The sequence below is a fragment of the Chitinophaga sp. LS1 genome (assembly GCF_034274695.1).
Taxonomy (GTDB): domain Bacteria; phylum Bacteroidota; class Bacteroidia; order Chitinophagales; family Chitinophagaceae; genus Chitinophaga.
In genome coordinates this window covers 832879-845824 of sequence record NZ_CP128362.1, presented here as the reverse complement: position 1 = coordinate 845824, position 12946 = coordinate 832879, and the positions used below count along the sequence as shown (strand labels likewise).

General features: G+C 40.5%; 14 protein-coding genes. 8 read left to right on the top strand and 6 right to left on the bottom strand.

Going from position 1 to position 12946, the window contains the following annotated elements:
• The first annotated feature begins 6 nt into the window (after positions 1–6).
• Positions 7–735 carry a LuxR C-terminal-related transcriptional regulator gene (locus tag QQL36_RS03460; protein ID WP_083720041.1) on the top strand — a complete coding sequence of 243 codons (729 nt, stop codon included), beginning with the start codon at positions 7–9 and terminating at the stop codon, positions 733–735.
• Positions 736–862: 127 nt separating this feature from the next.
• On the opposite strand, the gene QQL36_RS03455 is transcribed toward QQL36_RS03460, so the two are convergent.
• The 3 genes from QQL36_RS03455 to QQL36_RS03445 form a co-directional block, all read right to left on the bottom strand.
• Entirely contained in the window at positions 863–1879 is a 1017-nt protein-coding gene (locus QQL36_RS03455) for a hypothetical protein (RefSeq protein ID WP_321568920.1), read from the bottom strand.
• Positions 1880–2121: 242 nt separating this feature from the next.
• The gene (locus QQL36_RS03450) at positions 2122–2358 is read right to left on the bottom strand and encodes a hypothetical protein (RefSeq protein ID WP_321568919.1); all 237 of its coding nucleotides are present in this window, start codon (positions 2356–2358) and stop codon (positions 2122–2124) included.
• A gap of 50 nt (positions 2359–2408) precedes the next feature.
• Positions 2409–3293: an AraC family transcriptional regulator gene (locus QQL36_RS03445; RefSeq protein WP_321568918.1), complete on the bottom strand. Its 885-nt coding sequence runs from the start codon at positions 3291–3293 to the stop codon at positions 2409–2411.
• Positions 3294–3440: 147 nt separating this feature from the next.
• Between QQL36_RS03445 and QQL36_RS03440 the strand changes: the two genes are divergently transcribed.
• Complete coding sequence (locus QQL36_RS03440; protein WP_321568917.1) at positions 3441–5933, top strand: alpha-glucuronidase family glycosyl hydrolase; 2493 nt, start codon at positions 3441–3443, stop codon at positions 5931–5933.
• Positions 5934–5981: 48 nt separating this feature from the next.
• Here QQL36_RS03440 and QQL36_RS03435 read toward each other — a convergent pair whose 3' ends face one another.
• Positions 5982–6479 (bottom strand): hypothetical protein, encoded by a 498-nt coding sequence (locus QQL36_RS03435; RefSeq protein ID WP_321568916.1) that lies wholly within the window; start codon positions 6477–6479, stop codon positions 5982–5984.
• Between the two features lie 427 nt (positions 6480–6906).
• Between QQL36_RS03435 and QQL36_RS03430 the strand changes: the two genes are divergently transcribed.
• From QQL36_RS03430 to QQL36_RS03420, 3 genes are read left to right on the top strand one after another with little or no spacing between them, the layout of a single operon-like run.
• The gene (locus QQL36_RS03430) at positions 6907–7434 is read left to right on the top strand and encodes a hypothetical protein (RefSeq protein ID WP_321568915.1); all 528 of its coding nucleotides are present in this window, start codon (positions 6907–6909) and stop codon (positions 7432–7434) included.
• Positions 7435–7470: 36 nt separating this feature from the next.
• Entirely contained in the window at positions 7471–8460 is a 990-nt protein-coding gene (locus tag QQL36_RS03425) for a hypothetical protein (RefSeq protein ID WP_321568914.1), read from the top strand.
• 10 nt (positions 8461–8470) lie between these two features.
• Complete coding sequence (locus QQL36_RS03420; protein WP_321568913.1) at positions 8471–9076, top strand: hypothetical protein; 606 nt, start codon at positions 8471–8473, stop codon at positions 9074–9076.
• A 25-nt stretch (positions 9077–9101) separates the two neighbouring features.
• On the opposite strand, the gene QQL36_RS35545 is transcribed toward QQL36_RS03420, so the two are convergent.
• The gene (locus QQL36_RS35545; RefSeq protein ID WP_415751050.1) at positions 9102–9398 is read right to left on the bottom strand and encodes a DUF6804 family protein; all 297 of its coding nucleotides are present in this window, start codon (positions 9396–9398) and stop codon (positions 9102–9104) included.
• A gap of 6 nt (positions 9399–9404) precedes the next feature.
• Entirely contained in the window at positions 9405–9575 is a 171-nt protein-coding gene (locus QQL36_RS03415; protein ID WP_321568912.1) for a hypothetical protein, read from the bottom strand.
• 176 nt (positions 9576–9751) lie between these two features.
• Here QQL36_RS03415 and QQL36_RS03410 point away from each other — a divergent pair, with 176 nt between their 5' ends.
• From QQL36_RS03410 to QQL36_RS03400, 3 genes are read left to right on the top strand one after another with little or no spacing between them, the layout of a single operon-like run.
• Positions 9752–10993, top strand: a complete 1242-nt coding sequence (locus tag QQL36_RS03410) for a hypothetical protein (protein WP_321568911.1) — start codon at positions 9752–9754, stop codon at positions 10991–10993.
• Between the two features lie 16 nt (positions 10994–11009).
• Positions 11010–11453 carry a hypothetical protein gene (locus QQL36_RS03405; protein ID WP_321568910.1) on the top strand — a complete coding sequence of 148 codons (444 nt, stop codon included), beginning with the start codon at positions 11010–11012 and terminating at the stop codon, positions 11451–11453.
• 2 nt (positions 11454–11455) lie between these two features.
• The gene (locus tag QQL36_RS03400) at positions 11456–12943 is read left to right on the top strand and encodes a hypothetical protein (protein ID WP_321568909.1); all 1488 of its coding nucleotides are present in this window, start codon (positions 11456–11458) and stop codon (positions 12941–12943) included.
• Positions 12944–12946: the final 3 nt, after the last annotated feature.

Below are 12946 nucleotides of genomic sequence, written 5' to 3'. Positions count from 1 at the left end.
TTTGTCATGTCCAATCCCGGTGAGTTTTCCAGATCTATGATCACAGCCTTGCCTGCCGATTTGAACAGTGAACAGGCAGTTAGTTTAAGACGAACAATACAGCGGTTTCCTGAGGAAGCAATATATGTGTATTCCTTTAAGGAGAATAGGATGGTATATGCGGATGGGTGGGAAGAAGTGCTGGGGTATGAGGATAGTGAGATCAATATGCTGAGTATTGTGGATATCACAACGCCGGAGTATAAACCGTTTTCATTCGAATTGAATGACAAGGCGTTGATGTTTATTATGAGCCGGTCGGAGGAGTTGGAGAAGTATAGTTTTACGATAGAACTGAAGAAGTTACATAAGAATGGGACGCCCGTGCCGCTCATTGTGCGGGTGGGGGTGTTTAGGTCTGAGAATGGACGGGTGACGGAGATAATTGGGAGGAACCAGGTCAGCCAGCGGTTGAAATTGGGGAAGGTGATGCAGTATGCGGCATATGGGCCGGAGAAGGCAGAGTTTGAGGAGGAGTTGAATAAGAAGTTGTTTCATTATTATGCGATCTCACAAAAGGAGAAGGAGGCGCTGGCCATGTTGGCGCAGGGGAAGTCGTTTAAGGAGATCGCGCATGAGTTGAATGTTACGCAGTCGGCGATAGAGAAAAGGATTATTCCATTGTATAAAAGGTTTGAGGTGAAGAGTTTAACGCATTTGGTGACGTTTGCTATGGAGAATCATATTTTACCGTGAGGGGAGTGAAACCCCATCATGGTGGAGAACCCTCAATTCTCATGCATTGACGGAACAGGAGCTATCTTTTAGCCTGAAGTGTCAGGGTTCGAATTATCACATTTTACGCTGAGGTGTTTGTTACCCGTTATGACAATTTACCCTGCGGCAGATAAATAGCGGAAATACTTTCTTTTGGTACCCCAATAGTATGGAGCATCTGTTGCCATTCACTATAAGTGGCATCATCTCCCAAAATCCAGATTACATTTTTGTTTTTTAAGGCGTGGCGGTTGCCGTCGTTTTCCATGAATTCCATGAATTGGTAAGCGGTCACGATGTCTTTGGGGATCGGTTGACCAGGATTGATATCGTCAATGACGAGGAGGGAGGTCGTGCGCCATGTCCAGAGGTTAGGATCTTCTTGCTGGATGTCTTCATCGGTAAGGGAGAAGAGGCTATAGAGTTTCATAGCGGTGGTATACAGACAGGCTTTGTGCTTAATAGCAGATTCGGTAGCGAGGCCGATGCCAAGGGCGGTTTTGCCACTGCCTTTGCCACCGAAGATGAAGAGGTGCTTGCCGATGATGGTGTCGGGATGAAGGGTGGCATTCAGGAATCCGTACACCTTTTCCTTGTCAGCGTCTTTGATGGAAAGATTCCATTGACTGAGGCGGAATTGAGTAGGTAGACAGGCTTGCTGGAGGTACATTTTGGTAGGGTACCAGTAGCAGATGGGGTAGATGAGTATAATAGCGATGATGGTGATATTCAATATCGTGTGGTGACCTAAGAGCAGGCTGGCGGCGAAGGCGCCGAGCCAGAAGAAGCAAAGGTCCGTGAAGGTATCGAAGGCGATGTTGCCCCAGGTAGGTGGGAAGGTATATCGCTTATGAGAAGGCACGTATAATGTTTTGGATTCGGTGTGTTTATTTAATAACAGGGGCCCGAGGAAGTTGTATGCTTCAAAGAGCGTCCAGGCGATGGCGACGATCCAGGGCGCAGCGTGGTGGGGAATTAATAATGTAGGTATGAAGCCTAGGGAAAAGTGCCCGAACTGGTTAGCTAACCATGTATAGGTGAGCGTGACGCCACGATAGGAGTCTTTGCCAATAAGATCCGCTTTCAGTTGTCTGAAAACGTTGTTTAGGGAGATGTGGTGCATAATGGGTAGGGAGTTAAAATTTCAATGTTCGGTTTGCTAGATAATGAATATTGGTGAAAGTTTTGTTAATGAGTGGTTAATTCGGGTGTTAATGATCCTGGCAGGATCGATTTGATCCTATTAACTAGTTGATAACAAATGTGTTTGAAAAAGTGTGAGTAGATTTAGCCTTTATATACTTGGAACAATATTTTGCAACTCGGGGCGGACTTTTTCAGGTCTGCCTTTTTTCATTAACAATCTCAGAATTTAAAATAGACAGTAGTCAGCTTGAAACAAGAATCGTTGAATACAGTTGTGCAAAATGCAGTAGTAGCAGGTGCAATGGTAGGATATACCTGGATAATACCAGGATCTCCATACTGGGTGGTACAATACAGGTATTGAGGACTGGCAGGATGTTGCACCTTAAATGCAAATAGGCCGGCGGTGATGCAGGAAGTCAGGAGGAAGATTAACACAATGTGGGCCTTTTTCATGGCGGGAAAATAAGATGCATAACGAACGAAATTGTTAGGAGCAAAAGAATTTATTCCTCTATAATATGGATGTTGTTCTGTGCCATTGCTATCTGAGTAGTAAAGTATTTTCTATATTGAAGTGGGGTAATGTGTTTAATTTTCAGAAATTGCTTATGGAAATTTGCCATCGTATTGTACCCACTATCGAAGCAAATATCAAGTACGGTTTTCCTGGTTTCCATTAGCAAGGTGCAGGCATAGCCAATACGGATTTCATTTAGGAAATCGATATAAGTTTTTTTCGTACTTTTCTTGAAATAGTTGCAGAAAGCAGGTATACTCATGCAGGCGATATCTGCTACCTGGGAGAGGGTGATGGGATCTCTGAAATTATCGATCGTATATTGGAAGATGTTGTCGATACATTCACGTTCTTTTTGCGGAGATTTTATCTCCTGTGTCGAGACTGTAACATATTCCTGCGAGGTAGCGATCAGATCAAGACACTGGCCTAATAGTAAAACCCGCTGAAAGCCCTGGGTTGTTTCCAAAGTTTTGATAAGGTTAGCCAGCGTAGCTTTTGTAGCTCCCTGCATTTTTAAGCCATACGACGATACGCTGAGCAGGTTCCGGATATGACGGCATTCCGGCATTTCAAGGAAGCTACGCCCCCAGCAATCTTCTTTAAATTGTACCACGATGGCACTGGCTATCATTTGCTCCTCCAATTTCTGAAAAGTATGCGGAAGGTTGGACCCTAATAAATAGATATCATTGGTATCAAATTCACCGACGGAATTGCCGATGAAGCTCAAACCGGCCCCTTCAGTAAATAAGATGAGTTCGACCTCGATATGCTGATGCCAGCCTACTTCAAAATCAGGAGTGCGGAAAGATTGAGCAACAAATGAATTGTTCTCATTAAGAGGCAACTTTTGTATCAGCGGTTTCATTGTGGAATAATCTTATGCAATTTAAGGCATTTCGGGGAATGAAATGATTAATATAATTTACTTTTTGAATAATAAACGATACGACCATATAATGAAGGGCCGGTAAATTGAGGATTTATTTCATCGTTATTTAGAACCATTCATTCAATGAGATATTTAGTACTGTTTTTCTTACTGTTAACGCTGACTCCGGGGTTTTCCAGGGTACCTGTGATCGTTCATAATAGCGGTGCCGGAGCTACGATCAACCTGGCAACAAAAGAGCTACAGCGGTATATATATGTACGTACAGGTGAATTGCCTGAAATAAAGACCATCAGCGGCACTATTCCTGCAAATGCCATTTGGGTAGGTACTATAGACGCGCTGCCTCTAAAAGATAAAAGGATCAATACCGGATTAAAAGGAGATGCTTACCAATTGCTATCTACTACTGATCAACGTTTGTTAATTGCAGGTACCACTGAAATTGCGGCCTTGTATGGAGCGTATAAATTCCTCGAGTCAACTGGAATTGGTTTTGCACTTGATGATGATATAATTCCCGATGAGCAGATAAAGGTGATACAATTAGCCGGTTTCAATAAGGTGTATCAACCTGCTTTTGCCCTGAGAGGTATACAACCTTTTCATGATTTTCCTGAAGGACCAGACTGGTGGAATGAAGATGATTATAAAGCCATCCTGGCGCAATTACCAAAGATGGGGATGAACTTTATTGGTTTTCATACTTATCCCAGCGTAGGTATTTTCAGAGGATGGTATAAGCCTGAGCCGATTGTGTGGATTGGAACAAAAGAACAATTTGATAAGAACAACGGACATGTGAATAATGCCTATCCTATTCTGCATGCAAATACCAATGATAGTACCTGGGATTATTATCCTAAGAAAACATCAGATTTTAATTTTGGTGCGGCACAATTGTTTGAAACGGATAATTATGGTGCTGATTATATGAAGAATGTGTCCGACTGGCCACATACACCCGAAGAGAATATGACCATCTTTAATAAGATGGGAGATCTGTTGAATAGTGCTTTTAGTTATGCGAAAGAATTGGGGGTAAAAACCTGTATTGGTACAGAGACAGCGCTGACAATTCCCCGTGAAGTGAAAAAGACTTTACCTTTTGGAAGACAGGATTCTACCAGGCAGGCTTTGTATGAAGGGATCTTTTCAAGAATAAAAGCGACGCATCCTTTAGATTATTATTGGTTCTGGACACCAGAGGACTGGACATGGGAAGGTGAGCGTCCGGGAGAAACGGATTTTGTAAAGAAAGATCTGCAAAGTGCGGTGGCTGCAGCTAAAGCGGTGAATGCTCCTTTTACCCTGGCTACCTGTGGTTGGGTATTAGGGCCTGCCAGGAACAGGGCGGAGTTTGATCAGTTATTACCCAAAGAAATGCCTTTTGGCGTGATCAACAGACAACAGGGATATACACCTGTGGAGCCTGCATTTGGTACGGTAAAGGGAAGACCCAAATGGGAGATCACCTGGATGGAAGATGATCCTGCATTGATATGTCCACAGTTCTGGGCGGGTAGAACCAGGAAGGATGCGCAGGATGCATATAAATATGGATGTACAGGATTGATGGGGATTCATTGGCGGACGAAGAACCTGTCGCCAAATTTCATGTCGCTGGCCAGGGCGGGATGGGAAGCAAATACTTATAACAAAATTATCCCTGCTGGTAAACGGGATTACCCGGTGAATGATCTATATGATGAGTGGGCTACCTTACAATTTGGGAAAGATGCGGCCAAAGCGATCTCCCCTATCTTCCAGGCATTTGATGGTGCTGCACCCGTGGCGCCGGAAGTAACGGATTATACAGCTAATTTTCCAAGAGCGACTATCTGGGGTATTAAAGGACCGGGTTTGATTATTGTGAATAAGTTACCATGGGATTCAGTAGCGAAAGGCTATCATTTTATTAATGCTTTTGAAAAGTGTGGACGCCTGGTACATACACCCACTAACCAGGCAAATTATCAGTATTGGTTACATACGTTTTATTATGCAAGAGCTATTTCAAAAGTGGGTTGTTTATTAGGTGAGATGGATACGATCGCTAAGCAGGCGATTGTAAATAAACAAAAGGAATTGGGTGACCGGTTATTGGTATTGAGAGATAGTACGGCAAAGGTATGGGAGGAAATGGTGACGGAACTGTTGCAGACCGTAAGTACTACAGGAGAGATGGGAACCCTGGCGAATATTGAACAGCATAATATGCAAAGGATGCAGTATCTGACAAGGTATGACAGTGTGATAGGAGTCGTGAGAGGGAATGTGCCGCCGTTGGTGTTATCGAAAGAATATAAAGGACCGGCGAGGGTGATCGTTACCACCAAACGAACAATGCTATCCGCCAATGAAAGTTTGGATATGCGGGTGAGGGTATTGAGCGGTAAGGGGGTGAAAGGCGTGAAATTACATTGGCGTAAATTGGCAGGGACAGATTTTGCGAAGGAAAATGGAACACATGAAGGCGCCAATGTGTATAAAGTTCATGTAGGAAATGAGAAAATAAAAAGTGAAGATTTCGAATATTATATAACGGTAGAGATAGATGGCGGTGAGGATCTGAGGTATCCTGCAACGGGAAACAGAACGGTAGTTGTGTGGTAAAATAAGTAATTGAGATAATGGGCGTGTAGCACACGCCCATTTTTTACGTTATGGCCAGCGTTTGGTAGTGATCTCGTCAAAGCATCTGATAAAGCTGCAGATACTTATAAAAACAGTACTGTCAGAATTTTGAAGTATTGGTTCGATTTCAGGGTCCTGCTTGAATTTTGATAAAATAATTGATATCAGTGCTCTTGATCCTGGGCTTTCGAGTGCGTCAAATAATTGTTCATCCTCCCCGATATCTGCTATTTCAAATTCGGCTTGCATGTATCTCTCCGAGGTAACTGGTATATCGCGGATGCGTGTTTTTCTTTTATAAAAGAACCATATCAGAAAATAGAGTTTTAATAATGGTTTTGCCGATTCTTTATCTAATTCCATTTTATATCGATTCAATATAAATAGAAAGAAGGGCTGATAATAGCCTATTTCTTTTAAAGCTCTCCTTATGTAAATCTGGCCCTTCACTTTACTCCCGATATCAGCATATATCTTCGGAATGCGATTAAGATCAGTCTTACTAATGAGTGATACAACATTCATAGAACTTGTTTATTGGGACACAAGTTTAGCGAATTTTATATTTATAAAATAAAATTATTTTCGATAAGTGATTGATTGACAATGTATTTATCAGATTGATATTTTCAGAATCAAATTGTGTATTTGAGTTTCATCTTTCGGTTCCTGGCAGATAGTTTATAAGAAAATTACTGCTCAAAATTCACTGGATGTATAATTACACATTGATAATTGGAATGGCATTTTTAAAAGGATTATAGTAAATAATATGATTTTTATTAATGTGAATTTTGTTAACCAGACATTAACTATTGACTTGTATAGTTACATGTTACTTTTTGAGAGGAATGCATGTTTATATATATGTAGCAGGCGTAAAAATAGCAACATGAGGTAAGCCCGGGGATGTAAAATCTTCTAAATAATTGTTCCTCTTTTTTGCTGCATTTTGTTGTTGATCGCATTAATAACTTTTAAAACCATCGCTATGTATAATGATCGGGAAATAGTAGAAATACTATCAAAAGAGTCCCATCATCTGGAAATGATGTTTTATAATCGAATGAAGTGCCTGAAAGGTATGGATAATGCATTGCTCCCTATTGATCTGGTGCAAAAAACGATTGAGGAAACCTTAAAAAATAGCCGGAAAGAAGACTATAAAGAAAGGTATGAAATTAAGACCTTGCTGTACCTGAAAGCTAAAAATATTTTGAGTGAATACCTGGAAAAATTTAGCGGCAAGGTAGAAGGGATCACTGAAAAAGTGATGGAAATTAGAGACCAGGGGCTGGATCCGTATGAACGGCTTGCCGTAAAAGACGGTCTGGAGAAAGTATGGAAAAAAAATCGGAATCTCTACGACATGTATGAGATGAGGGAGCATGGTTATGACTATGATGAGATATCTCAAAAGATGAATATTACTGAAGGAAGTTTGAAAATGAAAGTTTACAGAAATAAAAACAAGAAGTGATTGTTATTATTAATGTACCCATCCAAATTACTTACAATGATTAAATGTAACCATTCCGATATATTAAAGAGCATACTAAACATTTTTCACGATACTGTAGATCTTACAGAGATAGAATTGCAATCCATCTATCAGTTTTTGTTTAAGGATCACACTATTGATATTGTTTTGAATAATGAGATGGTATGTGATACAATTGAATATCTGAAAGATATTATTGCTGATCATAAAATAACAGATGCAGATGAGCTAGCGAAGTATTTTAATAAGAAAGAAGTAGATATCCAGGTGTTTATTGGAAATGTGATGGAGAAACTGGATGAAGAGGATCCGATAAAATCACCTGCAAGAAAAACGATGATCATTCATGTAGGAGGAGGATTATATTCAATTGACAATCCTTTTGCTAATAATAAAGAAATTTTATTTCTGCTTGATTTTTATCAGGGAGTAAATGATCGTTGTGCCGAAGAGGAACATTCATTGATTGATTTGATTAAACAAGCAGTTGTTCGTTTGGAGCAATGGACTGAACGGATTATAATTATTTATACAGCGAAGGTTTATTTATTTTATTTCAGGGAGTATTATTTCTTAAAATTTGAGTTTGCTGATTGTCTGCAATATATCTCCCCGTTTGAATATATACGTAGTATTCCAGGAAATAGAGAAAACAGTTCCAGTATAGAATGGTATAATTTAACTGTAAAATTAGATCTGGTCATGCAAAGAGCATTCCAGCGAATGTCTGTGATGGATGCATATTTTAATTTTATGGTAAATAATAAGAGATGGAATTTATTGAATAAATCAAATATTGAGCAGCCGGTATTTCAAAGGGGAAAGATAAACCGTAAGATGAAAATCAGCAAGAAACCCCAAACTCCATTAGAAGAGAAAATATCGGCTATTATTCAAGGTGCTATTCGTGAACATCAGGATAATCAAAATGCAAATGAGCAACAGAAATACGTTGGCATTGAAGAAAGTAAATTATCTAACCCTTTGATATCAATAAATAGATAGACTAGTTATTATGGAACGGAAACTAACACTGTATGTGGTGTATTCACTTTTGTTTTTGGGGATAAGTTTGGGGATTGTCTGGTTGTACATTAATAGATCGGAAGAGTTGATTAAGATGGGCATAGACCAGAATTTATTTTATATCGCCTTGATTCCGTTAGGGTTCTCGACTGCTTCGTTTTTATTTGGGGTAATGCGGTCGAATGCTCATTTCTCCGGAAGGCAATTTAATGGAACGTTGCAGTTGGGTGGGCCGGTGGTGGTATTTATGTTGACGGTGTTAGGTGGGTTCTTTTTAGTGAAGAATATGCGGTCGTTTGATTATTTGCTTTTAGTGACGGGGAAGAAGGACCAGCCGTTGGAGGGAGATTTTTATTCTCTGAGATTATTGGTAGGGGCAGAGTTGAAGACGGTAAAGGTTGAGCATGCGAATGCGCGGTTTTTCGGGATTCCTTATGTGTATAGGAGTCAGACGGCGGATTTATACCTGGATGCGCCAGGGTGGACTTTTGAGAATGGGAGTAATAAAATGGAGATTTCTTTTGTGGGACAGTCACAGCAGATAAAGATTGTAAGGGATACGTGCTTACAGGAGGTGTATGGAAATGTGTATTAAAAGAGTCAGGACCTACCTGACTCTTTTAATGAGTGGTTCTTTTCCAAAATAGACCTTTCGCCATGAACAATATCCCTGCTATTATATCAATAGGTATCCAGATACTCTTTTTATATAGATAAACAGGGATAATTGGATTAAATAAAACCGCTATTACCAAAAAAATGATCACCCAGTTAGTCAGGCTATCCTGGTAGGATGACCTGACTAACAATATTGAACAGATAAAAACCAATATGCGTAGAGCGGTGTAGAAGCCTATTGGTAATTGAATTGTAGCAATGAAAAGTAAGGCTGCTGTGAAAAAGGTGAATAGTCTCATGATTTATTACTCTTGAGGAGGTTCTTTGGATTGCTCCATTCTTGCCAGCTTCTCATTTATTTTGTCAAGGTAAAAAATGATGTCGTTAATACGCAGCACCCATCGAACGATGAAAACATATAGTGCGATCAGGAGGATTATACAGCCCATTACTATCATTGGTTGTCCGTAATTCATAGCATAGCGATTTTGTTGGTGAATGAAGTAAAGCTAAACTATTACTGGATTGCTACATATTGGTGGATACAAATACCGGAAAAATCCCCTCCCTCCCCAGGTTTTTTCCTACCCCGGTTAATGTCACCTTTGTTCAGACAAGAGACATAAACTGCTGGTATGATAAAATTCCCAACATGAAGAATGCGTATACCCTGCCCCATGGAAAACTCCTGTTTTTTTTACTGATATTTTTATGGGGATGTGGAGGGGATGAAGCTATCCACTATAAATGCGGCCCTCAAAAGCAAGCTGTCCCCAATGTGGATTATAACATCTATATCGAAAACTCTGGTAGCATGGCCGGTTACCTGGGAAACAATGCCGACTTCAAAAAAGTCCTTATTAACTTTATCAGCGATATCCCGGCTCAACTAAAAAGGGAACCTCAATTATTCTTTATTAGTGGGCATATCTGTCCTTTCCAGCCACCAACTAATATTCCCCTGGTAAAGTCAGTAATGAGTCTTAACCCAGGTACCCTGAAATCATTATGTTCCTCCAATGGCTCGTCGCTATTGCCACAGGTGATAGATTCCTGCACCATTCAAATGGGGAAAAAAGTAAGTATCCTGGTATCAGATTGTATCTTCTCTGATAAAGGAGGTAATAGCTCGCTTGCTGAAGCAGAGATGAAAATTTTCATGTCCAATAAGTTTAAAGCTGAAGGGAAGATATCGACCATTGTTATTAAATACAATTCCTCTTTTTCCGGAATCTATTATGCTGAATCCAATGGCGGCAAGCCCATGAAAGTGAATAATATCAACAGACCCTACTACCTGCTCTTATTTGGGAAAAAAGAAAACCTGGCTGCATTACTCCAGACAATAGATTTCAAAAGTTACCCAGGCTATGAAGCTAGTTATTGTTTGTCTGCGAATGATCCCACTGATTCGGCGTATGCTACGATGACTTACTATAATAAGAAAGGCAATTTTGAATTTGCAAAACCAGCATGCCGGATGGCATTAACAGGGGCCGAAGCTAATAAAGGCGTATTCCAGTTTTCCTTTAATGCAGATCTTAGCCGGCTAGGGTACCAGGAAGATTATTTGATGGATGTGAATAACTATACTGTCAATGATAAATTTTCTGTGGTGAGTGTTAAAAAAGATACGGGTATTCTCCATACCCTCACCCTTAAAACGGATCATTTGCAATCCCATCATATTTTAAAAATCGGCCTCAGGTATGAGCTCCCAACCTGGATCATTCAAACAGGAAATGAGGATGATAACAACCCGTCAGACAGCCTGCAACAACACCAGACATTCGGATTCAGACAACTGATGAGTGGTGTTTCACAGGCCTATAAAGCCAGTAGCACGACTCATCAGTTCACAATACCTATTCCTCCAATTTCTATCAGGAACTAAATAAAATTCAATTATCATGAACATTTTACCTGCCCTCTTTGAAGCAGTCGGATTATATTCTTCTTCTGGTGGACTGGGAGAACATTTGCGCGGACTGGACATCGATTGTCAAACCATGTCCCGGCAATCTGCTTATAACTTTGTATTTCTCGCACTTATTTTCGTAAATGTAGTGATCCTGTTCAACTATTATTATGGATTGCTCAACCGTTCTCCATTTAACCAGGTGGGATGGTGGTTGGGTAATATCCTGGTGGGTGCATTTATCATTTTTCTGATTGCGTATGTAGGTTCACATAGAGACCTGGTCAACCATCGGTACTGCGAACAACTCAGTTTCCATGATGGTGACTGCATAGGATTTGGTATTACAGCCGCTATTTACTCCGTCGTATGGTCTGTTCTTTTATCTCTCCTTATTAAATGGAAAAGTATTTGTAACAAAAAAATCCCCTTCTAACCATGGCTAAACTATTCCTGTTTGCAATAGGAGGTACCGGCTCTCGTGTTGTAAAGGCATTGACCATGCTCATGGCCGCAGGTGTACAGATTAAAAATACCGATGCCATCGTTCCTATCATCATTGATCCTGATACATCGAATGGTGACCTGACCAGAACTATTGAACTACTGAAAACATATAAAGGAATCAGGGAAAAAGGAGCTTCTGATAGTAGTGACTTTTTTAAAACGATGATTTCCTCACTGGATGAGTTAGGTGATGCCGGTTATCTCTCTGACAATTTTAAATTTGACATAGATGGCGTAAAGGAACAACGATTCAGGGAGTTTATAGGCTATAGTGAACTGGATAAAAGTAATAAGGCCTTTGCCTCGTTATTGTTTTCGAAGGCGAACCTGGACGCCGACATGGAAGTGGGCTTTAAGGGGAACCCTAATATTGGAAGTGTGGTGCTGAATAAATTTAAGGATGCGCCTTTTTTTAGAAAGTTTGCTTCCAGCTTTGAAGAGCAGGATAGAGTATTCATTGTGAGTTCCATTTTTGGCGGTACTGGTGCAGCTGGTTTTCCCTTATTGTTAAAGAATATCCGCGATGCCGCGCCCCCTATTCCCAGGCATTACTATTTACAACGCGCCAGGGTGGGTGCTGTGACCGTACTTCCTTACTTCGGTGTGGATAAGGCCAATGGTGTAACGATAGATAGTAATTCTTTCACCACCAAAACGAAGGCAGCTTTGTCCTACTATGCACATAACCTGACAGGAGAGAGCATTCGTGCAGTAAACGCCCTTTATTATATAGGTGATAAAGTAACCAATGATCAGAAAGGTGCTGATGGCGCCAATGAGCAGAAGAATAAAGCACACTTTGTAGAGTTAGCCGCAGCATTAAGTATTATCGACTTTATGTCGATGGATGACAATAAACTACAGGTCAGCGATGAGAGGAAGGCTGTCAGCCCCAAATATTTTGAGTTTGGTTTAGGTAAGGAGAGTATGAATATTACTTTCCCTGATCTATCCAGGCAGACTTATGACCAGATTGCCAAACCGCTGACCAGGTTAAGTCTTTTTCGCAATTTTATGGACCATCATTATGAAGAATTTGCGGGCAGGAAGGGAGAGGCATGGGCCAATCATGGCAATAATAAACTGACGATAGATGAATTGGATGGTAGATATCGCTCAGCCATTACCTTATTTAACAGGCATTATGCAGAATGGTTAAATGAAATGGCACATTCCAATGTAAGTTTTACTGCCCTCGATACAGAAAAGAGCGGGAAGGATTTTTACAACCTGGTAAATGGTGTAGTGAATAAAAAAAGTGTCCTGAAAGATCTATTCAATGCTGCAGGTGTGGACAACTTCCTGAAAGTACTGTCAAAGTCAGAACCTCCATTAGATCATTTGAATAGTACCCGAAAACTACTGGCACTGTTCTCTGACGCCACTGCTGTCATCATCAATAAAGAAATAAATCTGTAACTG